The sequence below is a fragment of the Caulobacter sp. 05T431 genome (assembly GCF_056665975.1).
The window spans coordinates 143,497-168,774 of sequence record NZ_JBFTKU010000003.1; the positions used below are offsets into that span (position 1 = coordinate 143,497).

General features: G+C 70.0%; 32 protein-coding genes. 27 read left to right on the plus strand and 5 right to left on the minus strand.

Annotated features, from left to right (window positions below; genetic code table 11):
• Positions 1-36: 36 nt before the first annotated feature.
• Positions 37-315, plus strand: coding sequence for a hypothetical protein (locus AC1U89_RS04560; RefSeq protein ID WP_479898547.1), 279 nt, complete (start codon positions 37-39; stop codon positions 313-315).
• Positions 316-345: 30 nt separating this feature from the next.
• Here AC1U89_RS04560 and AC1U89_RS04565 read toward each other — a convergent pair whose 3' ends face one another.
• Entirely contained in the window at positions 346-1,155 is an 810-nt protein-coding gene (locus AC1U89_RS04565; RefSeq protein ID WP_479898548.1) for a polysaccharide deacetylase family protein, read from the minus strand.
• A 39-nt stretch (positions 1,156-1,194) separates the two neighbouring features.
• Positions 1,195-2,319: an aminotransferase-like domain-containing protein gene (locus AC1U89_RS04570; RefSeq protein ID WP_479898549.1), complete on the minus strand. Its 1,125-nt coding sequence runs from the start codon at positions 2,317-2,319 to the stop codon at positions 1,195-1,197.
• An 83-nt stretch (positions 2,320-2,402) separates the two neighbouring features.
• Here AC1U89_RS04570 and AC1U89_RS04575 point away from each other — a divergent pair, with 83 nt between their 5' ends.
• From AC1U89_RS04575 to AC1U89_RS04600, 6 genes are all read left to right on the plus strand, one after another.
• Positions 2,403-2,843 carry a MarR family winged helix-turn-helix transcriptional regulator gene (locus tag AC1U89_RS04575; RefSeq protein WP_479898550.1) on the plus strand — a complete coding sequence of 147 codons (441 nt, stop codon included), beginning with the start codon at positions 2,403-2,405 and terminating at the stop codon, positions 2,841-2,843.
• A 60-nt stretch (positions 2,844-2,903) separates the two neighbouring features.
• A complete protein-coding gene (locus AC1U89_RS04580) occupies positions 2,904-3,428 on the plus strand; it encodes an FHA domain-containing protein (protein ID WP_479898552.1) in 525 nt (174 codons plus the stop codon).
• Between the two features lie 289 nt (positions 3,429-3,717).
• The gene (locus AC1U89_RS04585) at positions 3,718-4,251 is read left to right on the plus strand and encodes a methyltransferase family protein (RefSeq protein ID WP_479898553.1); all 534 of its coding nucleotides are present in this window, start codon (positions 3,718-3,720) and stop codon (positions 4,249-4,251) included.
• 2 nt (positions 4,252-4,253) lie between these two features.
• On the plus strand, positions 4,254-4,868 hold the full coding sequence (locus AC1U89_RS04590; protein ID WP_479898554.1) for a 5-formyltetrahydrofolate cyclo-ligase: 615 nt from the start codon (positions 4,254-4,256) through the stop codon (positions 4,866-4,868).
• Between the two features lie 5 nt (positions 4,869-4,873).
• Positions 4,874-5,695, plus strand: a complete 822-nt coding sequence (locus tag AC1U89_RS04595; RefSeq protein ID WP_479898555.1) for a TIGR00282 family metallophosphoesterase — start codon at positions 4,874-4,876, stop codon at positions 5,693-5,695.
• A 7-nt stretch (positions 5,696-5,702) separates the two neighbouring features.
• A complete protein-coding gene (locus AC1U89_RS04600) occupies positions 5,703-5,990 on the plus strand; it encodes a hypothetical protein (RefSeq protein ID WP_479898556.1) in 288 nt (95 codons plus the stop codon).
• Here AC1U89_RS04600 and AC1U89_RS04605 read toward each other — a convergent pair.
• Positions 5,987-6,772: a class I SAM-dependent methyltransferase gene (locus AC1U89_RS04605; RefSeq protein ID WP_479898557.1), complete on the minus strand. Its 786-nt coding sequence runs from the start codon at positions 6,770-6,772 to the stop codon at positions 5,987-5,989. The two genes, AC1U89_RS04600 and AC1U89_RS04605, sit on opposite strands and share 4 nt — an antisense overlap.
• Positions 6,773-6,937: 165 nt before the next feature.
• Between AC1U89_RS04605 and AC1U89_RS04610 the strand changes: the two genes are divergently transcribed.
• Positions 6,938-7,351 (plus strand): organic hydroperoxide resistance protein, encoded by a 414-nt coding sequence (locus AC1U89_RS04610; protein ID WP_029907201.1) that lies wholly within the window; start codon positions 6,938-6,940, stop codon positions 7,349-7,351.
• A 19-nt stretch (positions 7,352-7,370) separates the two neighbouring features.
• Here AC1U89_RS04610 and AC1U89_RS04615 read toward each other — a convergent pair whose 3' ends face one another.
• A complete protein-coding gene (locus AC1U89_RS04615; protein WP_479898558.1) occupies positions 7,371-7,679 on the minus strand; it encodes a hypothetical protein in 309 nt (102 codons plus the stop codon).
• A 107-nt stretch (positions 7,680-7,786) separates the two neighbouring features.
• Here AC1U89_RS04615 and AC1U89_RS04620 point away from each other — a divergent pair, with 107 nt between their 5' ends.
• From AC1U89_RS04620 to AC1U89_RS04700, 17 genes are all read left to right on the plus strand, one after another.
• Positions 7,787-8,542: a YebC/PmpR family DNA-binding transcriptional regulator gene (locus tag AC1U89_RS04620; protein WP_479898560.1), complete on the plus strand. Its 756-nt coding sequence runs from the start codon at positions 7,787-7,789 to the stop codon at positions 8,540-8,542.
• Positions 8,543-8,773: 231 nt separating this feature from the next.
• Positions 8,774-9,451 carry a hypothetical protein gene (locus AC1U89_RS04625; protein WP_479898561.1) on the plus strand — a complete coding sequence of 226 codons (678 nt, stop codon included), beginning with the start codon at positions 8,774-8,776 and terminating at the stop codon, positions 9,449-9,451.
• Between the two features lie 64 nt (positions 9,452-9,515).
• Positions 9,516-10,451, plus strand: coding sequence for a nucleoside hydrolase (locus AC1U89_RS04630; protein WP_479898563.1), 936 nt, complete (start codon positions 9,516-9,518; stop codon positions 10,449-10,451).
• Positions 10,452-10,517: 66 nt separating this feature from the next.
• Positions 10,518-11,039, plus strand: a complete 522-nt coding sequence (gene ruvC, locus AC1U89_RS04635) for a crossover junction endodeoxyribonuclease RuvC (RefSeq protein ID WP_479898654.1) — start codon at positions 10,518-10,520, stop codon at positions 11,037-11,039.
• Entirely contained in the window at positions 11,036-11,653 is a 618-nt protein-coding gene (gene ruvA, locus AC1U89_RS04640) for a Holliday junction branch migration protein RuvA (protein ID WP_479898564.1), read from the plus strand. The genes ruvC and ruvA overlap by 4 nt, the downstream gene beginning before the upstream one ends.
• Positions 11,650-12,696 (plus strand): Holliday junction branch migration DNA helicase RuvB, encoded by a 1,047-nt coding sequence (gene ruvB / locus AC1U89_RS04645; protein ID WP_479898565.1) that lies wholly within the window; start codon positions 11,650-11,652, stop codon positions 12,694-12,696. The genes ruvA and ruvB overlap by 4 nt, the downstream gene beginning before the upstream one ends.
• Positions 12,696-13,193: a hypothetical protein gene (locus tag AC1U89_RS04650; RefSeq protein WP_479898566.1), complete on the plus strand. Its 498-nt coding sequence runs from the start codon at positions 12,696-12,698 to the stop codon at positions 13,191-13,193. Before ruvB ends, AC1U89_RS04650 begins: the two co-directional genes overlap by 1 nt.
• Entirely contained in the window at positions 13,171-13,632 is a 462-nt protein-coding gene (locus tag AC1U89_RS04655) for a YbgC/FadM family acyl-CoA thioesterase (protein ID WP_479898567.1), read from the plus strand. The genes AC1U89_RS04650 and AC1U89_RS04655 overlap by 23 nt, the downstream gene beginning before the upstream one ends.
• 158 nt (positions 13,633-13,790) lie before the next feature.
• Positions 13,791-14,489, plus strand: coding sequence for a protein TolQ (gene tolQ / locus AC1U89_RS04660; RefSeq protein ID WP_479898568.1), 699 nt, complete (start codon positions 13,791-13,793; stop codon positions 14,487-14,489).
• Between the two features lie 4 nt (positions 14,490-14,493).
• Positions 14,494-15,015, plus strand: a complete 522-nt coding sequence (locus tag AC1U89_RS04665) for an ExbD/TolR family protein (RefSeq protein WP_479898569.1) — start codon at positions 14,494-14,496, stop codon at positions 15,013-15,015.
• 170 nt (positions 15,016-15,185) lie between these two features.
• Positions 15,186-15,995 carry an energy transducer TonB gene (locus tag AC1U89_RS04670; RefSeq protein ID WP_479898570.1) on the plus strand — a complete coding sequence of 270 codons (810 nt, stop codon included), beginning with the start codon at positions 15,186-15,188 and terminating at the stop codon, positions 15,993-15,995.
• A gap of 14 nt (positions 15,996-16,009) precedes the next feature.
• Positions 16,010-17,323 (plus strand): Tol-Pal system beta propeller repeat protein TolB, encoded by a 1,314-nt coding sequence (gene tolB, locus AC1U89_RS04675; RefSeq protein WP_479898571.1) that lies wholly within the window; start codon positions 16,010-16,012, stop codon positions 17,321-17,323.
• 203 nt (positions 17,324-17,526) lie between these two features.
• Positions 17,527-18,081, plus strand: coding sequence for a peptidoglycan-associated lipoprotein Pal (gene pal / locus AC1U89_RS04680; protein ID WP_479898572.1), 555 nt, complete (start codon positions 17,527-17,529; stop codon positions 18,079-18,081).
• A gap of 175 nt (positions 18,082-18,256) precedes the next feature.
• Positions 18,257-19,120 carry a tol-pal system protein YbgF gene (gene ybgF, locus AC1U89_RS04685; protein ID WP_479898573.1) on the plus strand — a complete coding sequence of 288 codons (864 nt, stop codon included), beginning with the start codon at positions 18,257-18,259 and terminating at the stop codon, positions 19,118-19,120.
• Positions 19,121-19,277: 157 nt separating this feature from the next.
• Positions 19,278-20,546 carry a tRNA lysidine(34) synthetase TilS gene (gene tilS, locus AC1U89_RS04690; RefSeq protein ID WP_479898574.1) on the plus strand — a complete coding sequence of 423 codons (1,269 nt, stop codon included), beginning with the start codon at positions 19,278-19,280 and terminating at the stop codon, positions 20,544-20,546.
• 76 nt (positions 20,547-20,622) lie between these two features.
• Positions 20,623-22,497: an ATP-dependent zinc metalloprotease FtsH gene (gene ftsH, locus AC1U89_RS04695; protein WP_479898575.1), complete on the plus strand. Its 1,875-nt coding sequence runs from the start codon at positions 20,623-20,625 to the stop codon at positions 22,495-22,497.
• A 127-nt stretch (positions 22,498-22,624) separates the two neighbouring features.
• Positions 22,625-23,104, plus strand: coding sequence for a YbjN domain-containing protein (locus AC1U89_RS04700; RefSeq protein ID WP_479898576.1), 480 nt, complete (start codon positions 22,625-22,627; stop codon positions 23,102-23,104).
• On the opposite strand, the gene AC1U89_RS04705 is transcribed toward AC1U89_RS04700, so the two are convergent.
• Positions 23,091-23,558, minus strand: a complete 468-nt coding sequence (locus AC1U89_RS04705) for a DUF5063 domain-containing protein (RefSeq protein WP_479898577.1) — start codon at positions 23,556-23,558, stop codon at positions 23,091-23,093. The genes AC1U89_RS04700 and AC1U89_RS04705 overlap by 14 nt on opposite strands.
• Between AC1U89_RS04705 and folP the strand changes: the two genes are divergently transcribed.
• Together folP and AC1U89_RS04715 are read left to right on the plus strand one after the other, a co-directional pair.
• Positions 23,557-24,390, plus strand: coding sequence for a dihydropteroate synthase (gene folP, locus AC1U89_RS04710; protein ID WP_479898578.1), 834 nt, complete (start codon positions 23,557-23,559; stop codon positions 24,388-24,390). The two genes, AC1U89_RS04705 and folP, sit on opposite strands and share 2 nt — an antisense overlap.
• Positions 24,387-24,989: a glutathione S-transferase family protein gene (locus AC1U89_RS04715; protein ID WP_479898579.1), complete on the plus strand. Its 603-nt coding sequence runs from the start codon at positions 24,387-24,389 to the stop codon at positions 24,987-24,989. The genes folP and AC1U89_RS04715 overlap by 4 nt, the downstream gene beginning before the upstream one ends.
• The last annotated feature ends 289 nt before the right edge of the window (positions 24,990-25,278 follow it).

Here is a 25,278-nt window from a genome sequence, read left to right on the forward strand (position 1 = left end):
TTGCCTCCGGCGCAATCTCGAGCTGTGGAGGCGCCGGTGGGACAGAAGACGTTCACCTATCCGCGTGAGTTTTCCCTCGACGAGCTGAGCGAGGCGATCGCGGCCGACGAGGCCGGCGTCGGCAGGCTGGTCGCCCTGAACCGGCCTTTCGAGGGCAGCGTGGCGACCTTCCAGTACGGCGACGGCCATCCGGAGAAGCCCGTGCGCCTCGTCCCCGCCACTGGCAGCGTGCCGAAGGGCCACGCCAAGGTCTGCGAGGGCCAGGTCTGGGCCGGCGGCCAGGCCCAGACCGTGATCGCGGTGCGGCCCGACTAGCGCCAGGCTGGGGCCGGCGCGGCTGGACCGCTAAGGCCTGGCGGCGCCGACCTTGGTCACGTGGTCCATGACCTGCTGGAACGGCGCGACCCAGATGTCGGGGCTCCGCTTCAGGTGCTCCAGCAGTTGCTGGTGCGCCTGCGCCGAAACCTCGAGATAGTCGCCGCCCACGCCGTGGAACTGCAGCACGCCCAGCCCGCCGGCGGCTCGCACGCGCTCCACATAGGCGATCAGTTGCGCGCCGTCGGGATGATCGACGGGGCCCCAGCTGGGCACGTTCAAGGGGTCCAGCGAAGCAGCGTCGGTGATCACCGAGCGGTAGGCGTCGCCGCCGGTGCGCGCATAGCGGATCAGGCCGGAGGTCCGCAGGCCGTCGCGATAGTCCTCGCCGCCGACCAGGCTCTGGCTGCACGGATAGGCGTAGGTCCGCGCGGTCTGGCCGTCGATGCCGAACAGCACGGCGTTCATCACCCCGATCTCGGCCAGCATCGACCGCGTGTCGTAGGTCTCGGTCACATAGTGCTCGGCGCGGGGCAGCATGGCGCGCGGGCAGGGATGGTTCACCGAGTGGTTGCCCAGCTCGTGGCCGCTCTTCGCCGCCCGCCGCCATCGCAACATCTCGGCCGGGGTCAGGCTGTCGGTGTCCAGGAAGAAGGTCCCCTTCAGTCCGGCGGCGTCCAGCTGCGGGATCGCGACGGACAACTGCGAGGGCATGGCGTCGTCATAGGTCAGGACGATGGCCGCGCGCTTGCCCTTCGGCCAGGCGAGGGCGCCCTGGGCGGCGGTCGGCGCCGCGGCGGCCAGCACCCAGGCCAGGGCGGCGAACAGGACCAGGCGCATGCTTCCCTCCATCCCCGTCCCCCCGACGGCCGTAGCGGCCTAGTCGTCCAACAGTTCAGCGATGATCGCCAGCCCCCTCTCGGCCGCTTCAGGGGCGGCCAGGCTGAAGTTCAGCCGGATGGTCGGCGAGGCGCCGCCCTCGGCCAGGAAGTGGCTGCCGGGGGTGAACAGCACGCCGCGCTCGACGGAGCGTTTCAACAGGTCCTCGACGTCAGTCCCTTCGGCCAGGGTCAGCCAGAAGAACAGGCCGCCGGGCGGCAGCGACCACGAGGCCTTGTTGCCCAGGTGGCGGGTCAGGGCGTCGGCGAAGGCGTCGCGCTTCCTGCGATAGAGCGCGGCGACCTGGTCCATCCGCTCGGCCCGGCCCGGGTCGTTCAGATATTGCAGCACCATCCACTGGCTGAGCCGGTTGGTGTGCAGGTCGGCCGCCTGCTTCAGCTGGACCAGCAGGGGGAAGAGGTCGGGCGAGGCGGTCAGGTAGCCCAGGCGCAGGCCCGGGGCGACGGTCTTGGAGAACGAGCCCTGGTAGATCCACGACCCGCCCGTCATGCCGGCGCAGACCGGGCGGCGGTCGCAGGGTTCGTAGACCAGGTCGCGATAGGGATCGTCCTCGAACAGGATCACGTCGCCCGCCTGGCAGGCGGCCGCCATGGCCGCGCGCTCGTCGGCGGTCCAGCAGTGGCCCGACGGGTTCTGGAAGGTGGGGATGACGTACGCCATCGAAGGCGGCGCTTCGCCCGATCCGGCGCCGGGGTGGGACCGGTCGATGATCTCGAACCGCGCGCCGTAGAAGCGGAACACCTGCAGGGCCGCCAGATAGGCCGGCGACTCCACGGCCAGGGTCGTGCCGGCGTCGACCACCAGCTTGGCGGCCAGGTCGATGCCCTGCTGCGAGCCGGACAGCACCATCACACGGTCGGGTTCGCTGTTCAGGCCCAGGGCGGCCAGGTCCTGGGCGATGCGCTCGCGCAGGGCCGGCTCGCCCTCGGTGGGGCCGTATTGCAGCAGGTCACGTGGCGGCGGGGGCAGGTCCAGGCCGGCGAAGGTCTCGGGCGAGGGCAGGCCGCCGGCGAACGAGATCATCCCCGGGCGCTGCGACACGTTGAGCATGTCGCGCACCGGCGAGGGTCTGATGTCCGAACTCCGCACCGACAGCCGCGCCATCGCCGACCTCCCTCAACGTTCCAAACAGCGTCAAAGACCTTGACCTATCGACACCATGAGCCGACGCATCCTAAAGTGTCAACATGGTTGACCTGGATGATCCTGCCCTATCTGACGACCTGCATGAGGCGATAGAGCAATTCTATTTCGCCTATCGCGGTTTCACGGACCGTCCTGACCGGATTCTCGAGAGGCGAGGGTTGGGGCGTGTGCACCACCGCATCCTCTATTTTATCGGCCGCCGGCCTGACGTGTCGGTGCGCGGCCTGCTGGACCTGCTGGCGGTCAGCAAGCAGGCCTTGAATGCGCCTCTGCGCCAGCTGATCGAGATGGGGCTGGTCGGAACCGAGGCCGGCGCCCAGGACCGCCGGGTCAAGAACCTGCGCCTGACGGAGTCCGGCCGGAAGCTGGAAGCCGAACTCACCGAAGCCCAGACGCGGCACCTGCGGGCGGCGTTCGACCGGGCGGGAGCCGAAGCGCATGCGGGCTGGACGGCGGTGATGGCGGAGTTGGTGAAGGGGTAGACGCCGCGGTTTCCGCGCGGTTTGGTTGTGCGCGGAGATGCACTGTCATCGGGGGCGCCCTTGTTCACCACGGATTGGTCCGCAACGGCCGTTGCGACGGTCATCGCGTCGATGGCCAGCGCCTTCGCGGCCTTGATCGTGGCGTCGCGGACAGCGATGCGGGAGGCCAAGCGGCGGCAGAGCGAGATCTCGCTGGACGTCACCAAGCTGCTGCTCGATCCCGAGAAATCCAAGGCGGCCTCTCGACGCTTCGCCGTGGCGGTCGTCAAGGTCGTCGATGGCTGGGATCAGGGCAAGAAGGGGCTGGTGCTGTTCATCCCCATCAACTCCCGCGTCACGATCGGCAGGGACGGGAGCAACGATGTGGTGCTCGACATGGATGACGTGTCGCGGTTCCACTGTGGGCTGGTTTCGGAGGGAAGCCGGGTCTTCCTGGAGGACTACTGCTCGACCAACGGCGTAAGCGTGAACGGAGCATCCGTGCCGCGCGGAGACAGCGTGCGCCTGAGAAACGCCGACGAGATCGACATCTGCGGCCAGCGCCTGCGGTTCCAGACGGTGCACTGCTCTAAAGTCTTGTCCTGAAACGTCGGGCGCCTGCCACTTGCGTCAATGCGGCCCTATCGCCGGAGCCTCGAACGCCCTATATTCCCTCTCGGCGGGTCTGCTGTGGCCCTCGTCGAAGATTTCTATTCCCAGGGACCTTAATCTCTCTATCGGGACCTGTTCCCTCCCGTGGCCGTGGCTGCGGGAACACGGGGCCCACCTGTAACTTACAGGTTCGAGTGGATTGAAACGTCTTCACGGTTCTTCACGGCGCCGCCACCTTCCCCCATTCTCCCGCGATCCCAACGCCTCGACGCGTGAGGTGCGCATGGACAAGAGCATGAACAGGACAGGGGCCCTGGTCGGCTCCGCCGTCTTCCTGGTCGTCGCCCCCGGCGTGGTGGCGGGGCTGGTTCCCTGGTGGCTGACCGGCTGGCGGGTCGCGCCGCCGCTGCTGGGCCTGGAGGCCGGCCGCTGGTTGGGCGGGGCGCTGATCCTCGCCGCCGCGCTGGTGCTGCTGGAGGCCTTCGCCCGCTTCGCCCTGGAGGGCCGCGGAACCCCCGCGCCGGTCGCCCCGACCCGCACCCTGGTGGTGGGCGGCGCCTACCGCTTCGTGCGCAACCCGATGTACGTGGCCGTGGTGAGCCTGATCCTGGGACAGGCGCTGTTGCTGGGCCAGGCCGTGCTGCTGGCCTATGGCGCGGCGGCGTGGCTGACGATGCACCTGTTCGTGGTGTTCTATGAGGAGCCCCGGCTGCTGGGCGACTACGGCCAGGACTACGAGACCTTCCGTCGCCACGTGCCGCGCTGGCTGCCGCGCCTGCGCCCCTGGCGGCCCGCCGCCCGAGGTGGCAGAGGATAGCCATGGCCATCAAAGATCCCGCCGTCGCCAAGACCGCCCTGCGTCTGTTCGTCCGCAATCGCCGCAAGGAACTGGCTCTGGAGCATCCCGAGGCCGACTGGAAGGTGGTCGACGTGGCGCGCGAGCCGCTGACGCGGCGCTTCCCCGATCCGAAGGGCAAGATCGCGGCCGTCTATCACGGCCTGGGCTCGGAGCTTCCGGCCCGCCTGCTGGCCGATTGGCTGTCCGAGACGGGGTGGACCCTGGCCCTGCCCAGCGTCGAGGGCGCCGATCCGGAAGGTCACGGCGGCCACATGGTGTTCCGCCTCTGGGCGCCGGGCGATCCGCTGGCGCACGACGCCGTCGGCCTGGTCGCGCCCACGCCCGATCATCCCGTCGTCCAGCCCGACCTGGTGGTCGCGCCCCTGCTGGGCTTCGACCGCGAGGGGCGACGCCTGGGCCAGGGCGGCGGCTATTATGACCGGGCGCTGGAGGCCCTGCGGGCCCGCAAGGACGTCTTCGTCCTGGGCCTGGCCTATGTGGGCCAGGAGACACACGGCCTGCCCGATGAGCCCCACGACCAACGATTGGACGCCATCCTGACGGAAAGCGAGTATATCGCCGTCCGAGAGGACTGAATTTCATGCGTTTTGCTTTCTTCGGCGACGTGGTCGGCAAGTCGGGCCGCGACGGCCTGGCCGACCACCTTCCCGCCCTGCGCCGCCAACTCGGGCTCGAGTTCGTGATCATCAACGCCGAGAACGCGGCGGCCGGCTTCGGCATCACCGAGAACACCGCCCGCGAGCTGTTCGAGGCCGGGGCCGACTGCCTGACGCTGGGCAACCACAGCTGGGACCAGCGCGAGGCCCTGACCTACATCGTGCGCGAGCCGCGTCTGATCCGTCCGGCCAACTATCCGATCCTGTCGGACGCCCCGGGCCGCGGCAGCCATCTGTTCCAGACCGACAGCGGCAAGACCATCATGGTCATCAACCTGCTGGGCCGGGTGCACATGGACGCCATGGACGACCCGTTCGCCGCCGCCGACCGCGAGCTGGACAAGGCCCCGCTGGGCCAGGTGGCCGACGCGGTGGTGGTCGACATGCACTGCGAGGCCACGTCCGAGAAGATGGCGATGGGCCACTATTGCGACGGCCGCGCCTCATTGGTCGTGGGGACGCACACCCACGTGCCGACCGCCGACGCCCAGATCCTGCCCGGCGGCACGGCCTACCAGACCGACGCGGGCGCCTGCGCCGACTACGACAGCGTGATCGGCAACCAGAAGGACGAGCCCCTGCGGCGGTTCACCACCAAGATCAGCGGCGGCCGCTACCAGCCGGCCTCGGGCCCGGCCACGGTCTGCGGCGTGTTCGTCGAGACCGACGACCGCACGGGCCTGGCGGTCCGCGTCGAGCCGATCCGCGTGGGCGGGCGGCTGAAGGAGACGGTTCCGGCGGTCTAGGGGCGCCATGACCACGCCGACCATCATCGATCTGGTTCAGACCTCCGAGCGATCGCCGTCCCAGTGGGAAGGCGCGCTGTCCGACGGCGGGTGGGTCTACGTCCGATACCGCCACCGGGAGCTGTCGATCGGGGTGGGAGCCACACTCGACGAGGCCGTCGCGGCGTCTTCGGTCGATGATGTCGAGGTCGGCGGGGCAGGGGAGAGCGATGCCTCCTGGGATCAGGTCGCGCCGTATGTGCTTGCGCGCCTCGCACGACCTGACCAGGGCAGGTCGCCCATCGACGGGGTCTAGACCGGCAGCAGTCGGCGCAGGCGGCGCTTCCAGCCGATCGGTTCGTTCGGGGCTTCCTCGGGACCGAAGCGGCGGCGCCAGTCGCGGGCCGGTTCGACCCGGGCCTCGGCGAACAGGCGGTCCAGGCCGTAGGCGGCCAGCGACACTGAGGCCCATTCGGCGACGATGGCCTCGTAGTGGTCGGAGAGGACGCGGCTGTCCGGGTCCAGGCCCGTCACGGCGACCAGGCCGGTGGGCTGGGCGTCGAGGCCCGTCACCGTCAGGTCCGGCCGCCATTGGCGCAGGATCGGGATCAGCTTCCACACGTCGCCGGTCCAGTAGCCGGGGAAGCGGCTGTCGGCCGTGGCGTCGGCGGCGCCGGTCATGGCCGCGTCGCGCGGCAGGCCGTCGTGCATCAGCACCACCGAGCCCGCGGCGCAGGCCCGCTCGGTGTTGATGAAATCGCGCAGCAGGAAGTCGAACTGGTGCATGCCGTCCAGGAACGCCAGGCCGACGGGACCGCCCAGCAGGGCTTTCAGGTCCTGCTCGGCGAAGAAGGCGTCGCTGGTGGTCTCGAACAACCGCCAGCTGGGGCGACCGCCGGACAGGTCGTCGGCCAGCTGGAACGCCGGATCGACCGCCACCGCCGGGCAGGCCGCCAGCCGCAGGGTCTGGCCGTGCAGCGTGCCGATCTCGAAATAGTTGGCCGGCTTCAGGGCCAGGTGCAGGCTGGCCAGGGTGTGGGTGTAGACCTCGCCGTCGAGGTGGATTTCCCGTCCGCCGCGTGTCAGGCCGGTCCGCATGTGTCGAGGTCCTTCGCCCGCGTCTTCGTCGACCGGCTTCATGTCAGAGCCCGCGGGGAATGCCAAGCCGACGCGACAGCCGGAATCTCCAAGCTTCGCGTGCTTGCGCCTGTCACGGGTTGGGCCAACAGTCGGCGCCAGCCAAACCCCCGAAGGAGCTTCCCCATGACCGACGCCATCTACACCGCCCATGCCCACGCCGTCGGCGGCCGCCAGGGCACCGCCAAGACCGACGACGGCCATCTGGACGTCAAGCTGGGCTACCCCAAGTCGATGGGCGGCAACGGCGAAGGGACCAATCCCGAGCAGCTGTTCGCGGCCGGCTACGGCGCGTGCTTCCTGGGCGCCCTGGGCCTGGTGGCCCGCAACCAGGGCATCAAGCTGGGCGAGCACAGCCTGGACAGCGAGGTCGACCTGATCAAGGACGAGACCAGCTTCCACGTCGGCGTGCGCCTGACCCTGAACGCCCCGGAGCTGGATCGCGAGACGGCCGAGAAGCTGCTGCACACCGCCCACGAGGTCTGCCCGTATTCGAAGGCGACGCGCGGCAATATCGACGTCGTGCTGAAGGTCGCCTAGGCCCTTGGCGGCGGCCGCTTCAGCGCGGCCGCCGTTCCGAGACGCGGTGGACGATCAGCTCGTCGATCTCCAGTCGGCGGAATCGGGCCTTGCCGACGGACAGGCGGCCTATGGCCAGGGCGCCGATGGCGATCGCCCCCACGGCCAGCGCGCCGACCGCCATGCCGCCCAGCGCCGCCGCGCCGGTGGACAGGGCTCCGGCCGCCGCGGCGCCCGTCGCCACGGCCGGAGGCCTGTCGAGCTCGTGGATCGCGTCCTGGTCCTGCGCCTCGAACTGCCCGAGGCGCGCCGGGTCGAACTGTTCGGACAGGAAATCGGACGGGGTCATCGGCGCCTCCAGCATGGGCTTCTAAGCTTGGAGGATGACAATATGGGGCGCCAAGCGCTAGAAGCGCGCCCTACCTTTCCTTCGCAGATCAGAGAAGAGCCCCGCGAATGGCCGGCCACTCGAAATTCAAGAACATCATGCACCGCAAGGGCCGCGCCGACGCCGCGCGCTCCAAGCTGTTCTCCAARCTGTCGCGTGAGATCACCGTGGCGGCCAAGGCGGGCCTGCCAGACCCGAACATGAACCCGCGCCTGCGCCTGGCCGTGAACAACGCCAAGGCCGAAAGCCTGCCCAAGGACGTCATCGACCGCGCGATCAAGAAGTCGCAGATGGGCGACGCGGCCGACTACACCGAGATCCGCTACGAGGGCGTCGCCGCCGGCGGCGTCGGGATCATCGTCGAGGTGCTGACCGACAACAAGAACCGCGCCGCCGCCAACGTCCGCTCCTACTTCACCAAGATGGGCGGCAATATGGGGGCCACCGGCTCGGTGACCTTCAACTACGACCGCGTCGGCCAGATCAGCTATCCCGCCAAGGCCGCGTCGGAAGACGACATGATGGAAGCCGCCATCGAGGCCGGCGCCGACGACGTCGTCTCGGACATGGACGAGGAGGGCGAGGGCCACACGGTCTACACCGCCTTCGAGGACCTGAACGACGTGGCCGCCGCCCTGGAAGCCAAGTTCGGCCCAGCGTCCAACACCAAGATCGCCTGGCGCCCGAAGAGCCAGGTCCCGGTCACCGGCGACGCCGTGGCCACCCTGATGAAGCTGCTGGACGCGCTGAACGAGGACGACGACGTCCAGGACGTCTACTCCAACGAAGAGATCAGCGACGAGGACGCCGCCAAGCTCGCCTAGGAACCTTCTCCTTCTCCCCTTGCGGGAGAAGGTGTCGGCGCAGCCGACGGATGAGGGGTCTCTCAAACATCGAAAGCCGCGCCCAGCCGAATGGCCAGGCGCGGCTTTTGCGTTCTTGGCCGGCGCCGAGACTCGGGGATTTCCCTGATTTTTCACATGAGCTCATCGCCGTCTGAGCGGATTCCGCAAGCTGGAGTGTTTGGTTCCGGGGCCGTCAGGCTGGGGAACGACATGGAACGCCTTCGCTTTCGAACGCTGGGGGAAATCCTCTACGAGGTGATGACCGGGCTGCTGTTCTATCCGCGCACCCTGTGGCGCGTGCTGCTGTGGCCGACCGAGGCCCTGGTCCCGCCCCTGGCCGCGCGGAACGGGACGGGGCGGGACGAGGCCGTCAACGCCCCGCCGGACCTGGTCAGCCCGCCGCTGTTCCTGCTGATCTCGATCGGCCTGGCCCACGCCCTGGACCTGTCGCTGCGCGGCGAGCTGGGCGAGGCCGCCGCGGCGCCGGGCCTGGGGCCGCTGCTGTTCCGCGCCCTGGCCTTCAGCCTGTTCCCGTTGGTGATGGCGGCGGGGACGCTGCATCGCCAGGGACGCCCGGTCGACCACGCCACCCTGCGCGAGCCGTTCGAGCTGCAGTGCCTGTGCGCCGCGCCGTTCGCCCTGTCGCTGTCGGTGGCGGTCATCCTGCTGGGCTCGCCGACGGCGACGACCCGGCTGGCGGGCGGGGCGATCGCGGTGGCGGCGGTGGCCTGGTACCTCAGCGTCCAGACCCGCTGGCTGCACCACCGGCTGGCCGTGGGCGGCTTCCGGGCCTTCCGGACGGCGGCCTGGCTGTTCGCCGTGGCCCTGGCCTGCTGCCTGCCGCCGGCCCTGCTGATCCTGGGACCGCGCGGCCTGCAGGCCGGGTGAAATCCCGCCGTCGGAGGGGCAGAGCGGCTTCCCGGCGCCCGGGGCGCCGCGCTATGCTGGACCCATGTCGCTGCGCGTGCACATCGATACCGACTGCGGCGTGGACGACGCCCTGGCCCTGGCCATGCTGGCGCGCTCGCGCGACGCGGTGGAGGTCGTCTCGGTCTCGGCGGTGTTCGGCAACACCTATGTCGACCAGGCCGCCGCCAACGCCCGGGGGGTGCTGCGCCTGGCCGGCTGTCCGGCCGAGGTCTACATCGGCGCCGGCTCCGGGGTGGCCAAGCGCCGGGTCGAGCGGATGCGCCCGGCCCACGGCGTTGACGGCCTGAACGGCGCCGGCTTCTCCCAGCGCTGGAAGCTGCCCGAGCTGGACCGGGGGCAGGGCGGCAGCCTCCTGGCTTTCCGCGCCCGCGCCAAGGTGGCCGGACTGTTCCTGGGACCGCTGACCAACCTGGCCCAGGGCCTGCTGGAGGACCCCGGCGCCTTCCGCGACTGGCGGCCCACGGTCATGGCCGGGGCCTTCGCCGTCGAGGGCAAGGCGACCGGCGGCGCCGACTTCAACAGCTGGAGCGACGCCGAGGCCCTGGCCCGGGTGCTGGAGCGCGGGGTCATGCCGCGCCTGGTGCCGCTGGACGTCACCTCGCGCGTCACCCTGACCGCCCAGGCCATGGCCGCGGGCTCGACCGCCTGCGGCTCGCCGCTGTCGGCGCGGCTGAACAAGGCCCTGGGACCCTACATGGCCTTCCACGGCCGGGTCTGGGGGCTGGAGGCCGGCTGCCATCCGCACGACGCGGTGGTCGCCGCCAGCCTGGTGGCGCCGTCGCTGTTCACCTTCGAGCCCGCGCGCCTGCGGGTGATGACCGACGGTGAGCACCTGGGGCGCATCGAGCGGGTCGAGGGCGCGCCGAACGCCGAGGTCTGCGTCGGCGTCGACGTGGCGGCCGTCGAGGCCCTGCTGCTGGCGCGCCTGTTCTGCGCCCCGGCCCTGAACCCGGCCTAGGCGGGACCAAGCTTAAGGTTTCGTTAGGCAAACAGCGCCTTTTCCTGGGGCGCGAAACCGGCGATGGTGCGAGAACACATGATGAACGCGAATCGCACGCCTATCCGAATCCTGGGGCTGGACCCCGGCCTGCGCCGCACCGGCTGGGGCGTGCTCAGCGTCGAGGGCTCGCGCATGAGCCACGTCGCCCACGGGGTCATCGCGCCCGACGACAAGGCCGACTTCGCCGACCGCCTGCTGGCCCTGTTCGAGGGCATCTCGGCGGTGATCGACGAGCACAGGCCGGACGAGGCGGCGGTCGAGGAGGTGTTCCTCAACACCAACGCCCAGTCGACCCTGAAGCTGGGCCACGCCCGCGCCGCCTGCCTGATCGCCCCGGCCCGCGCCGGCCTGGTGGTGGCCGAATATTCGACCCGCCTGGTCAAGAAGGCGGTAGTCGGCACCGGGGCGGCCGACAAGGCCCAGATCGGCTTCATGATCGCCCGCCTGCTGCCCACGGCCGGCAAGACCACGGCCGACTGCGCCGACGCCCTGGCCGTCGCCGTCACCCACGCCAACCTGCGCGTCGCCAATCGGAGAGTTGCATGATCGGGCGTCTACGCGGCGCGGTGGCCGAGGTCGGCGAGGAAGAAGCGCTGATCGACGTCATGGGCGTGGGCTATGTCGTGCGCTGCGGCGCGCGCACCCTGCAGCGGCTGCCGGCCCTGGGCGAGGAGGCCCTGCTGCATATCGAGAGCCAGTGGAGCGAGAGCGCCGGCCTGCGTCTTTACGGCTTCCTGGCCCGCGACGAGCGCCGGGCCTTCGTGCTGCTCCAGGCCATCCAGGGCGTGGGCCCCAAGGCCGCCATGGCGGTGCTGGACGTGCTGTCGCCGGCCGAGCTGGCCAGCGCCGTGGCGCGCGAGGACAAGGCCGCCGTCGGCCGCGCCAACGGCGTGGGCCCCAAGCTGGCCCTGCGGATCGTCACCGAGCTGAAGGACAAGCCGATCATCGACGGCCCGGTGTTCATGGGCGCTCCGACGACGGCGGCTCCGGCCACGCCCGCCAAGGCCGCTCCGACCGGTGACGCGGTGGCGGCGCTGATGGGCCTGGGCGTGGCCGAGGTGAACGCCCGCCGCGTGATCGAGGCCGCCGCCGACAAGCTGGGCGAAGAGGCCACCGTGCAGCAGCTGATCAAGGCGGGCCTCCAGGAGCTGGGTCGATGACCCGCATCATCTCCGGCGAAGCCCAGCACGGCGAGCAGATCCCCACCGCCTCGGACCGCGCCCTGCGGCCCCAGACCCTGGCCGAGTTCGTCGGCCAGGAGCAGGCCAAGGGCAACCTGCGCATCTTCATCGAGGCGGCCAAGGGCCGGGGCGAGGCCCTGGACCACGTGCTGCTGTTCGGCCCGCCCGGCCTGGGCAAGACCACCCTGGCCCAGATCGTCGCCCGCGAGCTGGGCGTGAACTTCCGCGCCACCTCGGGCCCGGTGCTGAACAAGGCCGGCGACCTGGCGGCGATCCTGACCAATCTGGAAGCCAACGACGTCCTGTTCATCGACGAGATCCACCGCCTGCCCTCGACCGTGGAGGAAATCCTCTATCCGGCGATGGAGGACCACGTGCTGGACCTGGTGATCGGCGAGGGGCCGTCGGCGCGGTCGATCCGTATCGATCTCGCGCCCTTCACCCTGGTGGCGGCCACGACGCGGGCGGGCATGCTGGCCACGCCGCTGCGCGACCGCTTCGGCATTCCGATCCGCCTGGAGTTCTACACCCCGGCCGAGCTGCGCCACGTGCTGCTGCACGCCGCCCGCAAGATGGGCGCGCCGCTGTCGGACGACGGGGCCGACGAGATCGCCAAGCGCGCCCGGGGCACGCCGCGCGTCGCCGGCCGGCTGTTGCGCCGCGTCCGCGACTTCGCCGCCGCCGACGGGGCGACCGTGATCGACCGCAAGGCGGCGGGGATGGCCCTGGCCCGGCTCGAGGTCGACGAGAGCGGCCTCGACAGCCTGGACCGCCGCTACCTGCGCGCCATGATCGACAACTACGGCGGCGGCCCGGTGGGCGTCGAGACCATCGCCTACGCCATCGCCGAGGCCCGCGACGCCGTCGAGGACGTGATCGAGCCCTACCTGATGCAGCAGGGCTTCATCCAGCGTACGCCGCGCGGCCGGATGGCCTGCGGCAAGGCCTATCTGCACCTGGGCTTGCCGGAACCGACGACGGCCCCGAAGATCGTGCAGGGCGGGTTGTTCGGGGAAGAGTGATGATCTGGCGAGATGAGCGTTGGCGGTTCGAGACGACGCTGACGCCCGAGGAATGCGCGGCGCGCCTGCGTCCCGCCATCGACGACTATCTCATGATCTTCGGCGGCAAGTCGGTGATCGGTCACGCCCACGCCGGCGGCGCCAGCCTGCGCAAGCGCATCTGGTACAGGAACGGCTTCCAGACCGTGTTGGACGCCAAGTTCCGGCGGGAAGGGGCGACCACCATCGTCGAGGGGCGGACGGGCATGGGGACCTTCACGAAGCTCTTCATGCTGGCCTGGTGCGGCATGCTGATCCTGATCGGCGGCGGAATGATGCTGTCGGTCCTGAGCGCCTCCGGCGGCGTCGAAGGCATCGGGGTGGGGTTGTTCCCGTTCGGGATGATCGCGTTCGCCGTCGTCCTGGTCGGTTTCGGTCGCTGGCTCGCCCGCGACGAAGCCGCCTTCCTGCTTTCGTTCCTGCACAGGAGGCTGGATGTCGTCGCCTCGATCTTCTGAGGGCCTTCAGCCCACACCCGGCGTCTTCGAAGGCCGCGAGCACCAGCTGCCCGTGCGCATCTATTACGAGGACACCGACTTCTCCGGCATCGTCTACCACGCCAACTACCTGCGCTATTTCGAGCGGGGGCGGAGCGACTTCTTCCGGATGATCGGCATCTCGCATACGGCCCTGCACAAGGCCGACACGGCCTTCGCGATCGTGCGCATGGAGCTGGACTTCAAGCGCGCCGCCCGGATCGACGACGCCCTGCTGGTGCGCACCACCTACGACCGGGTGAAGGGCCCGCGCCTGTTCGTCAGCCAGCGGATCACCCGCGGCGACGAGCTGATCTGCCAGGCGGCCGGCGAGGCGGTCTGCATCACCCTGGACGGCCGCCCCCGCAAGCCGACGGCCGAGATGCTGGCCCAGATGGCGCCGTGGCTGGAAGTCGGCTGACCCGCGCGGGTGTTGAGGGCGGAGAACAAAAACCCGCACCCCCGCCGATTGTCATAGTTTCACCATTGCCCCGCTTCATGTCAGTAAGGGCGCAACGGAACCCCGGAAGGCCCCGCCGCCTTCCACGATACTGACGCCCCAACGGAGCAGGACCCCGCATGGACGCCGCCGCAGGCCCGCAGAGCTTTTCCTTCATCTCGCTGTTCATGCAGGCCGATTGGGTCGTGAAGGGCGTGATGGTCGGTCTGATCCTGGCCTCGCTGGGCTCGTGGGCGGTGATCATCGACAAGCTGTTCCGCTTCTCGTCGCTGAACAGCGCCGCCAACCGATTCGAGGACCAGGTCGGCTCGGGCCAGGGGCTGGAGGAGGTCGCCGCCCAGGCCGGCCCCAATCCGAAACAGCCGCTGCCGCGCATGCTGCAGGCCGCCCTGAAGGAATGGCGCGACGCCAAGGCCAAGGGCGCGATCGGCGAGGCCCAGGCCGCCTTCCTGATCCAGCGCATCGACCGCATGCTGGACACCCTGATCGCCCGCGAGACCGGCAAGGCCGAGGAAGGTCTGGGCAGCCTGGCCATCGTCGCCACCGCCAGCCCGTTCATCGGCCTGTTCGGCACGGTCTGGGGCATCATGCACGCCTTCCAGAACATCGCGATCTCGAAGAACACCTCGCTGGCCGTGGTGGCCCCGTCGATCGCCGAGGCCCTGTTCGCCACCGCCGTGGGCCTGATCGCCGCCATCCCGGCCTATATCGCCTACAACAAGTTCTCGACCGACGCGGGCAAGTTCGCCGGCCGGCTGGAGAACTTCGCCGACGACCTGTCGACGGCCATCCAGCGTCGCCTGAGCGAGCGGGTCTAGCCCCATGGCCATGTCCGCCAACGACGCCTTCGCCACCGGCGGCCGTCGCGGCCGCCGTCGGGGCCGACGCCGGGGCAAGGGCGCCCTGTCCGAGATCAACGTCACCCCGCTGGTCGACGTGATGCTGGTGCTGCTGATCATCTTCATGATCAGCGCCCCGCTGCTGACCGCCGGCGTGCCGCTGGAGCTGCCCAAGACCGAAGCCGCCGCCCTGCAGAACCAGCAGGAGCCGATCACGGTGTCGATCAAGGCCGACGGCGCGGTGTTCATCGGCGAGGGCGAGGTCCCGTTCGGCGAACTGGCCCCGCGCATCTCGTCGATCGCCGGCGACGGCTACGACAAGCCGATCTTCGTGCGCGCCGACGGCAAGGCGAACTACGCCACCGTGGCCCAGGTGACGGCCGCCCTGTCGAACGCCGGCTTCGCCAAGATCAACCTGCTGACCGACACCGGCGGCCCCTCGTCGGGCGTGGCGATCAAGCCTCAGGGCGCTTCGGACGCGGGCGCCCTGCGTCCGGCGCAGTGACGGTTGGCGGCGATGGTTCTCATTTCCGCTCATCCCGGCGAATCCCGGGACCCAGATCCCAAGGCGGTGTGGATGACTGGAGGAGCTCGGCGCCATCTGGCGTCAGCTTCGAAGCCATTCCATCTGGGTCCCGGCATTCGCCGGGATGAGCGGATCATGGGGTGGTTCGCATGACCCCCCGCCAAGACCGCACCAATTTCTCTCCGGCCCTGGCGGGGTCGATCGGCCTCCATGTGCTGGTGGTGGCCGCGATCCTGATCGGCCCGTGGAAGCCGTCCAAGCCGGTGATCATCGGCGAGAGCGTGCCGGTGACCATCGTCACCGAGGGGCCGACCAACGTGCGGCCCGCGATCGAGGACGTGGTCGACCAGACCGCCCAGACCGAGGAGCCCACGCCCGAGGCCGAGCCGCAGCCGCCGGCCCCCGTGCCCGCGCCGGTCCCCACCCCGGCCCCCGCGCCGCCCAAGACCGCGACGCCCGCCCCGACGCCCAAGCCCACCCCGACCAAGCCGGCCCCGGCCAAGCCCGAGCCCGACTTCTTCGCCTCACTGGAAAAGACCCTGGCCAAGACGCCCAAGGCGACCGGCAAGCCGGTGGCCAACGCGCCCAAGGGCCCGACCCGTCCCGAGACCGCCACCCAGGCCCGTCCCGGCGCCGGGGCGATGACCGGCCTGCAGGCCGCGGCCATCAACGGCATGAAGGACGAGATCCAGCGCCGCTGGAACCCCAACTGCGAGGTCGAGGGCGGCGCGGCCGTGCAGGTGAAGGTCAGCTTCAAGCTGGCGACCGGCGGGCGCATCGTGGGCCAGGTCACGGCCGGCGACGCCGAGCGTTCATCTGATCCGGTGGTCAAGGCCGCCGCCGACCGGGCGATCCGCGCGGTCTACCAGTCGGCGCCCTTCGAAGGCCTGCCGCCGGACTATTATGGCCAGCAACTCAATTTGAACTTCAAGGCGCGCGACGCTTGCGCGGCGCGATAGGGAGGACCCGAAGCATGACCCTCAAGTCCATCTTCTCCGGCTTGGCGACCGCCGCCGTCCTGGCCCTCTCGACGGTCGTCTTCGCGCCGACCGCCGCCCGCGCCCAGATCGAGGTCGACATCGACAAGGGCGCGGTCAAGCCGCTGCCCGTGGCCATCCCCGCCTTCTCGGGCGGCGGGCGCGGGGCCGAGATTTCGCAGGTCATCAGCGGCAACCTCGAGCGCTCAGGCCTGTTCCAGCCGCTGAACGTGGCCAACGTCGCCGACAAGCTGGCCGACGTGAACGTCCAGCCGCGCTTTCCCGACTGGCAGGCCACCGGGGCCCAGGCCCTGATCAACGGCCAGGTCACGGTCGGCGCCGACGGCGTGCTGCGGGTGGACTTCCGCCTGTGGGACACCTTCAGCCAGCAGCAGCTGCTGGGCCTGCAGTTCACGTCGACCGCCGAGAACTGGCGCCGCGTGGCCCACAAGATCAGCGACGCGGTCTACGAGCGCCTGACCGGCGAGAAGGGCTATTTCGACACCCGCGTGGTGTTCGTGGCCGAGAGCGGCTCCAAGCTGGCCCGGGTCAAGAAGCTGGCGATCATGGACCAGGACGGCGCCAACCCGCAGTACCTGACCGACGGCTCGTACATCGTCATGACCCCGCGCTTCTCCTCGACCAGCCAGGAGATCACCTACATGGCGCTGCGGCCCACGGGGTCGAGCATCTACCTGACCAACCTGGAGACGGCCCGCACCGAGACCATCGGCAAGTTCCCGGGCATGGTCTTCGCCCCGCGCTTCTCGCCGGACGGTAGCAAGGTGGCCTTCTCGGTCGAGAAGGGCGGCAACAGCGACATCTACGTGCTGGACCTGCGCAGCCGGCAGTCGACGCGGATCACCACCGACCCGGCCATCGACACCTCGCCGTCGTTCTCGCCGGACGGCAGCCGGATCGTCTTCAACTCCGACCGCGGCGGCCAGGCCCAGATCTACGTGATGAACGTCGACGGCAGCGGCGTGCGGCGCATCTCGTACGGCGGCGGTCGCTACACCACGCCGGTGTGGAGCCCGCGCGGCGACTACATCGCCTTCACCAAGCAGACCGGCGGCGAATTCCACATCGGGGTGATGAAGCCCGACGGCGGCGACGAGCGCCTGCTGACCACCAGCTATCTGGACGAAGGCCCCACCTGGGCCCCCAACGGCCGGGTGCTGATGTTCTCGCGCGAGAGCTCCAGCGGCAATTCTCGGCTGTGGACGGTGGACATCACCGGTCGGATCCTGCGTCCGGCCGCCTACACCGGCGCCGCCTCGGACCCCGCCTGGTCGCCGCTGCTGGATTGATCCACACGACTTTGGCGCAACCTCTGCCGTAAAAGCGCGTTGCCCTAAAGTCGTTCATCCGACGTTCACCCCAGGGGTGAAACCACGTGGGCGTGCGACATTCTGACGCCATTGTGAGGTGCAGGGTACGATTTGGCGCGGCGCCACGAAGGCTACACGCGTTAGAAGTATGAACCTTGGCCGTGGACTTGAGGAGAAACTGGATGAGCTTCGACACCCAACGCGTTGCTAGACTGGCGATGATCGGCCTGGCCGCCGCCTCGCTCGCCGCCTGTGCTTCGCGGCCGAAGCCGCAAGGCCCGGTGACCCCGCCGCAGCAACAGACCCAACCCGAGCCTCCGCCTGCCCCGCGGCCGATCCCGCCGTCGCCGGAACCGCAGGGCCCGCTGCCGGGCACGGTGCAGGACTTCGTGATCAATATCGGCGAGCGCATCTACTTCGCCACCGACAGCTACGACGTCACGCCCGACGCCCAGGCGGTTCTGGCGGCCCAGGCCCAATGGCTGAACCGCTATCCGGCCGTGCGTGTGCGCATCGAAGKCAACGCCGACGAGCGCGGCACCCGCGAGTACAACCTGGCCCTGGGCGCCCGTCGCGCCAACGCCGTCCGCGAAGTGCTGATCGGCGCCGGCGTCTCGGCCTCGCGCATCGAGTCGCTGTCCTACGGCAAGGAACGTCCGATCGACCCGGGCACGGGCGAGGACTCCTGGGCCAAGAACCGCAACGCCCGCACCGCCATCACCGACGGCGCGCGGTAGGACCGATATCCCCTTCTCCGCCTGGGGGAGGGACTTGGACGGTGTCATCCCGGAAGCGCCGCGCGCTTTCGGGATGACGGCGTTTCGAGATGCGGCCAGGCGCGATCTCGTTCCATCGTGACGCTCTGGCCTTTAGCGCCGCACTTTTGTCCGCAACCGGGGCATAATCGCCGACATGAAGCTGAAAGCCGCTCTGCTCGCCTCGGTCCTGGCGCTGACCGCCATGCCCGCCCTCACCGCACCCTCCACGGCCATGGCCCAGACCGCCATGCCCGACCCGCTGGACGACCGTTCGGTCAAGCGGCTGGACAAGATGGAGAAGGTGGTCCGCGAACTGCGGGCGATCGTCTTCCAGGGCCGCGACACCGGCAAGCCGGTGGTGGTGCAGGCCGCCGAGACCGACGCCCAGATCGCGGCGCTGTCGGAAAAGCTGGCCGATCTGGAGCAGACCCTGACCCGGTTGAACGGCCAGAACGAAAGCCTGACCCACGACCTGGACGTGGCGCGCCAGGCCGGCGACAGCCAGAAGGCCCGCGCCGACGCGCTGGACCAGCGCCTGGCCGCCCTGGAGAAGCGCATCGCCGACCAGGAGGCCGCCGCGGCCGCCGTGGCGGCGACCCCGGCCGCGCCCGCCGCCGTCGCGACCCCGACCGATCCGAACGCCGCCTTCAAGTCGGCCCGCCAGTTGCTGCTGGACGGCGACTACGGCGGCGCCGAACAGGCCTTCGGCGGCTATGTCGAGGCCTTCCCCGACAGCGCCAAGGCGCCGGAAGCCCGCTACTGGCTGGGCGAGACCCAGTTCGTGCGCGAGGCCTACAGCGACGCCGCAGGCAACTACCTGGGCTCGCTGCGCGGCTGGCCGCAGACCAGCTGGGCCCCCGACGCGGTGGTGAAGCTGTCGCGCTCGCTGGTGGCGCTGAAGAAGCCCGCCGACGCCTGCAAGGCCCTGGACGAGCTGAGCAAGCGCTACCCCAAGGCCCCGGCCGCGGTCGTCTCCAAGGCCACGGCCACCCGCGTCCAGGCCAAGTGCGCGACCTAAGCCTTTAAGAATTCCGCTCATCCCGGCGAATGCCGGGACCCAGATGGAATAGCGGTGTGGTGGGTTCTATGGGCTCTGCGCTCATCCAATCAGCGCTCCGCTTTGGGATCTGGGTCCCGGCGTTCGCCGGGATGAGCGGGTTTGGAGAGGGGATGGCGTGACTGAAACCTTCCCCGCCTTCACCGCCGCCCTCGACCGCCGCCTGCGCCCGGACGCCGCCGCGCCCCTGGCCGTCGGCTTCTCCGGCGGCGGCGACAGCCTGGCCCTGCTGATCCTCACCCTGGACTGGGCCCGCGCCCACGGCCGTTCCGTCGTCAGCCTGACCGTCGACCACCGGCTGAACCCCGCCAGCGCCGCCTGGACCGCCGAGGCGGTCGCCAAGGCCCGCGCCCTGGGTGCCGAGCCGCGCGCCCTGGCCTGGACCGGACCCAAGCCCGCCACGGGCCTTTCCGCCGCCGCCCGCGCCGCCCGCCACGCCCTGCTGGCGCAGGCCGCCCGCGCCGCCGGGGCGCGCGTCCTCCTGCTGGGCCACACCCGCGACGACCTGGCCGAGGCGGCCGTGATGCGGGCCGAGGGCTCGACGGTGTCCGATCCGCGCGCCTGGGCCCCGTCGCCCGCCTGGCCGGAAGGGCGAGGGCTGTTCGTKCTGCGCCCGCTGCTCGAGGTCGGACGCGCCGAGCTTCGCGATTGGCTGGCGGCGCGGGGCGAGACCTGGCTGGACGATCCGGCCAACGCCGATCCGAGGTCGGCCCGGGCCCGGGCGCGGCGTTCGCTCCCGGCTTCCGACGCGCCGGGCGCGGCGGAGGCGCGGCCGGACAAGCCGACGGAGGCCGCGTCTTACGCGTTCCACGGCGGAGAAGGCTGGCTCACGCTCCCCCGGGCCGCCCTCGCCGCCCACGTCGCCGCCGCCTGCCTGTGCGCGGCCGGGACGACGCGCCCGCCGCGCGGCGAGCGGCTCCAGCGCCTCGTCGCGCGGATCCGGGCCGGCGAGGACTTCACCGCCACCCTGGCGGGCGCGCGGATCGAGGCGGCGGGGGAGGGGGTGTCGTTCTTCCGCGAGCCCGGCGAGGCCCGCCGATCGACTCTTCCCCCCACCGATCCTTCGGATCGCCTCCCCCACGGGGGGAGCGCCTTGGCTCCCGGCCAGCCCATGGTCTGGGACGGCCGCTTCGAGCTCACCGCCGCCCAGCCGGGCCTGGTCGTCCGCCCCCTGCAAGGCCTCGCCGCCCGCCTGTCGGCCACGCAACGCCAGGCGCTGAAAGGCTTTCCGGCCGCCGCCCGCCCCGGCCTGCCGGCCGTGGTGTCGCCCGATGGGACAGTGGCTTGCCCGATCCTTGCAGAGGCGAAAGCCGTCCAGGCGCGTTGTCTTGTGGTGGATCGTTTCGAGGCGGCGACGGGCCGTGTCGATCAAGAGCCCGCGACATGATATCCCGCGCGTGGCGAAATCGGCCGGGCCGTCCTATCTTGGTAGGTCAGAGACTATCGTTGGGAAGACAACGCGTATGAATTTGAAGACCCTGGGCATCTGGGCGACCATCGTGGTGGTGCTGGCCATGGCCTATCTCGTCGTGAGCCAGGGCGGTAAGCCCGGCGGCAGCGGCGAGGTCAGCTACTCGCAGCTGCTCAAGAACGTCGATAGCGGCGAGGTCAAGGAAGCCAACATCAACGGCGACGTCGTCAAGATCCAGCCGAAGACGGGCAAGCCCTATTCGGTCAACGTGCCGCCGAACTCCGAGGACCTGGTCAAGCGCCTGGAGGCGCGCGGGTCGTCGATCGTCTACCAGAAGAGCGGTTTCAGCCCCCTGGCCCTGCTGTTCAACATGCTGCCRATCCTGCTGCTGATCGGCGTGTGGATCTTCTTCATGCGCCAGATGCAGGGCGGCACCAAGGGCGCCATGGGCTTCGGCAAGTCCAAGGCCCGGCTGCTGACCGAGAACAAGAACCGCGTGCTGTTCGACGACGTCGCCGGCGTCGACGAGGCCAAGGAAGAGCTGCAGGAAGTGGTCGAGTTCCTGAAGGACCCGGCCAAGTTCCAGCGCCTGGGCGGCAAGATCCCCAAGGGCGCCCTGCTGGTCGGCCCTCCGGGCACCGGCAAGACGCTGATCGCCCGCGCCGTCGCGGGTGAGGCGGGCGTGCCGTTCTTCACCATCTCGGGTTCGGACTTCGTCGAGATGTTCGTCGGCGTCGGCGCCAGCCGCGTGCGCGACATGTTCGAGCAGGCCAAGAAGAACGCCCCCTGCATCATCTTCATCGACGAGATCGACGCCGTCGGCCGCCATCGCGGCGCCGGCCTGGGCGGCGGCAACGACGAACGCGAGCAGACCCTCAACCAGCTGCTGGTCGAGATGGACGGCTTCGAGGCCAACGAAGGCATCATCCTGATCGCCGCCACCAACCGTCCCGACGTGCTGGACCCGGCCCTGCTGCGTCCGGGCCGCTTCGACCGCCAGGTCGTGGTGCCCAACCCGGACGTCTCGGGCCGCGAAAAGATCATCCGCGTGCACATGAAGAACGTGCCGCTGGCCGCCGACGTCGACGTCAAGACCCTGGCCCGCGGCACCCCCGGCTTCTCGGGCGCCGACCTGGCCAACCTGGTCAACGAGGCGGCCCTGACGGCCGCGCGCAAGAACCGCCGCATGGTCACCATGCACGACTTCGAGCACGCCAAGGACAAGGTCATGATGGGCGCCGAGCGTCGCTCGATGGCCATGAGCGAGGACGAGAAGAAGCTGACGGCCTATCACGAGGGCGGCCACGCCATCGTGGCCCTCAACGTCGCCGTCGCCGACCCGGTCCACAAGGCCACCATCGTTCCGCGCGGCCGCGCTCTGGGCATGGTCATGCAGCTGCCCGAGGGCGACCGCTACTCGATGAGCTACGACATGATGACCTCGCGCCTGGCCATCATGATGGCCGGCCGCGTGGCGGAAGAGCTGATCTTCGGCAAGCACAAGATCACCTCGGGCGCCTCCAGCGACATCAGCGCCGCCACCAGCCTGGCCCGCAACATGGTCACCCGCTGGGGCTTCTCGGACGAGCTGGGCACCGTGGCCTACGGCGACAATCAGGACGAGGTGTTCCTGGGCCACTCGGTGGCCCGCACCCAGAACGTCTCGCCCGAGACCATGATGAAGATCGACAGCGAGGTCCGTCGCCTGGTCAAGGGCGGCGAGGACGAGGCCCGCCAGATCCTGACCGAGAAGCTGGAAGGCCTGCACTCGGTGGCCAAGGCGCTGCTGGAGTTCGAGACCCTCAGCGGCGACGAGATCATCGGCGTGATGAAGGGCGTCCCGCCCGTCCGCGTCGAGGACGAGAGCAACAAGATGCCGACGGGGCCGGTGGCCTCGGTGCCGGTGTCGACGGGCGTCACCGCCTAGGCCTCGGCGCTTTCAAGACAAAGCCGKAGAAGCCGGATCGGTCCGCCGATCCGGCTTTTTCTTTGCGCCCCGGGGCGGCCGGATTAATCTGGGCCTTGGCCGCGACGCGCGGCGGGGGAGGCATGACATGAACAAGAAGGCGATCATCGCCCTGGCGGCTGCAACGGCCATGACCTTGGGCGCGGCGGCGGCCCAGGCCCAGGCGATCCACAAGGACGGCATGACCGGACCCGAAGTGGCGGCCTGGCTGCAGAAGGGCGGCTTCAAGGCCGCGCTGAGCAAGGACGACGGCGGCGACCCGCTGATCGACAGCGCCGCCGACGGCCATAACTTCAAGATCTATTTCTACGACTGCGACGCGACCAAGCGCTGCAAGGCGCTGCAGTTCTCGGCCGGTTTTGACCTGAAGTCCGGCCTGACCCTGGCCAAGGCCAACGAGTGGAACCGCAAGAACCGCTATCTGAAGGTCTATCTCGACGACGACGGCGACCCCTACGTCCAGTACGACGTCAACGTGAACGCCGGCCGCACGATGTCGGGCCTGGACGATGACTTCAGCGTCTGGACCGGCATGATCGGCGACTTCACCACGTTCATCGACTGGTAGGCCGGACTCCGCGCAGCGCCAGTTGACCCAGCAACGGGGCCGCGTGATGCGGCCCCCAATGGTGCTCGTAGGCGAAGCGCCATTCCCAGAGCGCCGACCGGGTATGGCCCTGCGCCAGGACACGAAGCGCGCGATCGAGCTCCTCGGCGATCTCGCTGACATTGTCGGGCCCGTAGCCGAAGTCCATCTCTTGCTCCAGCCAGTCGGTCAGGGCGGGAAAGCGACGTCCGGCTTGGTCCAGCCAGGCATCGGCGAGCGTGGGCCATCCCTCCACCGCGCTCTCGGCCTCGGAGAGCTCCGGCAGTCCGGTGGCTTCGGCCGCGGCGACCAGCGCCGAGACCTTTTCGGCCAGTTCGGACAGCGAGCCCTCTCCTTCCGCCGCGACGAAGGCTAGAAAGTCCTGGCTGAGCGCGATCCACGCGTTCGGGTCGGTCGCGGCGAGTGAGGACGACATGCCGGTATCCATCCCCCGCGTCATGGGGATCGTCAACGTCACGCCCGACAGCTTCTCGGACGGCGGCCGGTTCCTCGATCCCGGCGCGGCCCTGGAGCAGGCGCGGGCGCTGATCGACGCGGGCGCCGACATCCTGGACATCGGCGGCGAGAGCACCCGGCCGGGCGCGACGCCGGTGCCGGCCGCCGAGGAGATCGCCCGCGTGGTCCCGCTGATCGAGGCGATCCGGGCGACCAGCGACGTTGCGATCTCGATCGACACCATGAAGCCCGCCGTGGCCCGCGCCGCCGTCGCCGCCGGGGCCACGATCTGGAACGACGTGGCCGCCCTGCGGTTCGCGCCAGCATCGTCGGAAATGGGCGCTCCCGAAGTCGCCGCCGAGCTGGGCTGCGAGGTGGTGCTGATGCACATGCTGGGCGAGCCGGGGACCATGCAGGACGACCCGCGCTACGACGACGTCGTCGCCGAGGTCGAGGCCTTCCTGCTGGCCCGCGCCTTCACCGCCATGGCCGCCGGGGTGGCGCGCGAGAAGATCTGGCTGGACCCGGGCATCGGCTTCGGCAAGACCCCGGCCCACAACCTGGCCCTGCTGGCCGCCCTGCCGCGGTTCAAGGCCCTCGGCTATCCGATCCTGCTGGGCTCCAGCCGCAAGCGCTTCATCGCCGCCCTGGACCCTTTGGGCGCCGAAGCCGGCGACCGCTTGGGCGGCTCCCTTGCGGCCCACCTGCACGGCGCGGCGGCGGGCGTGGCGGCGGTGCGCGTGCACGACGTGCGCGAGACGGTCCAGGCGCTGGCGGTGTGGGGGGCGATCGGGGGGGCGGGCCGGCCATGAGCGGTCCCGCCATCACGCTCTGGGGCCGCCGAAGCAGCTTCCATACCCGGAAGGTGATCTGGGCCCTGGAAGAGTTGGCGCTGCCCTACACGCTGGTCGAGGCCGGCTTCGGTGTCGAACCGACGGCGGCCTTGCGCGCCCGCAATCCCAACCTGCTGGCCCCCGTCATCGACGACGCCGGCGTCGTGGTCTGGGAGTCCAACGTCATCGTCCGCTATCTCTGCACGGCCCATGGCGGCGGCGCGCTGGCCCGGGCCTCGAGCCTTCCCGCCCGCTTCGAGGCCGAACAGTGGATGGACTGGAACGCCACGACCCTGTGGCCCGCCCTGCGGCCGCTGCACCACGCCCAGGCGCGGAGCCGGGCGCTGGACGAGGATCGGCGCGCCGTCCTCGAAACCGAGTTCGCGTGCTGGCTCGACGTGCTCGACGGACGGCTCATGACCGTCGGACACCTCGCGGACGACGCCTTCTCGATGGCTGACATCCCGGCGGGCCTGACGATCGAGCGGGCGGCGCGGTTGAAGCTGCTCGGCGACCGGCCGAACCTCCGCCGCTGGTGGTCCGTCCTGGCGGCGCGACCGGCGTTCCCTGGGGAATAGGGAAGCGTCCGCCAACGGCCCCGGTCCCGACATTCGCCGCGTCGTTGCCTATTCGAGCTGCTACCGCCTGCTGACAACCCAATAGGTTATCGCCCTTACCAGCGTGGGGGCGCCGAGCGCCACGCCACCAAGCGTTCCCGCTATCAGCCCGCAAACAGCGATCACATCCAGGTTTTCGAGAAATCCCGAGGGACCGAATAGGGTGAGGGTCTTGAACGCCAAGCCTATCGCGGCGGGGATCGCGCACATCGCGAACCCGCCAAGAAACGGTCGCCACGGAGCTACGGGG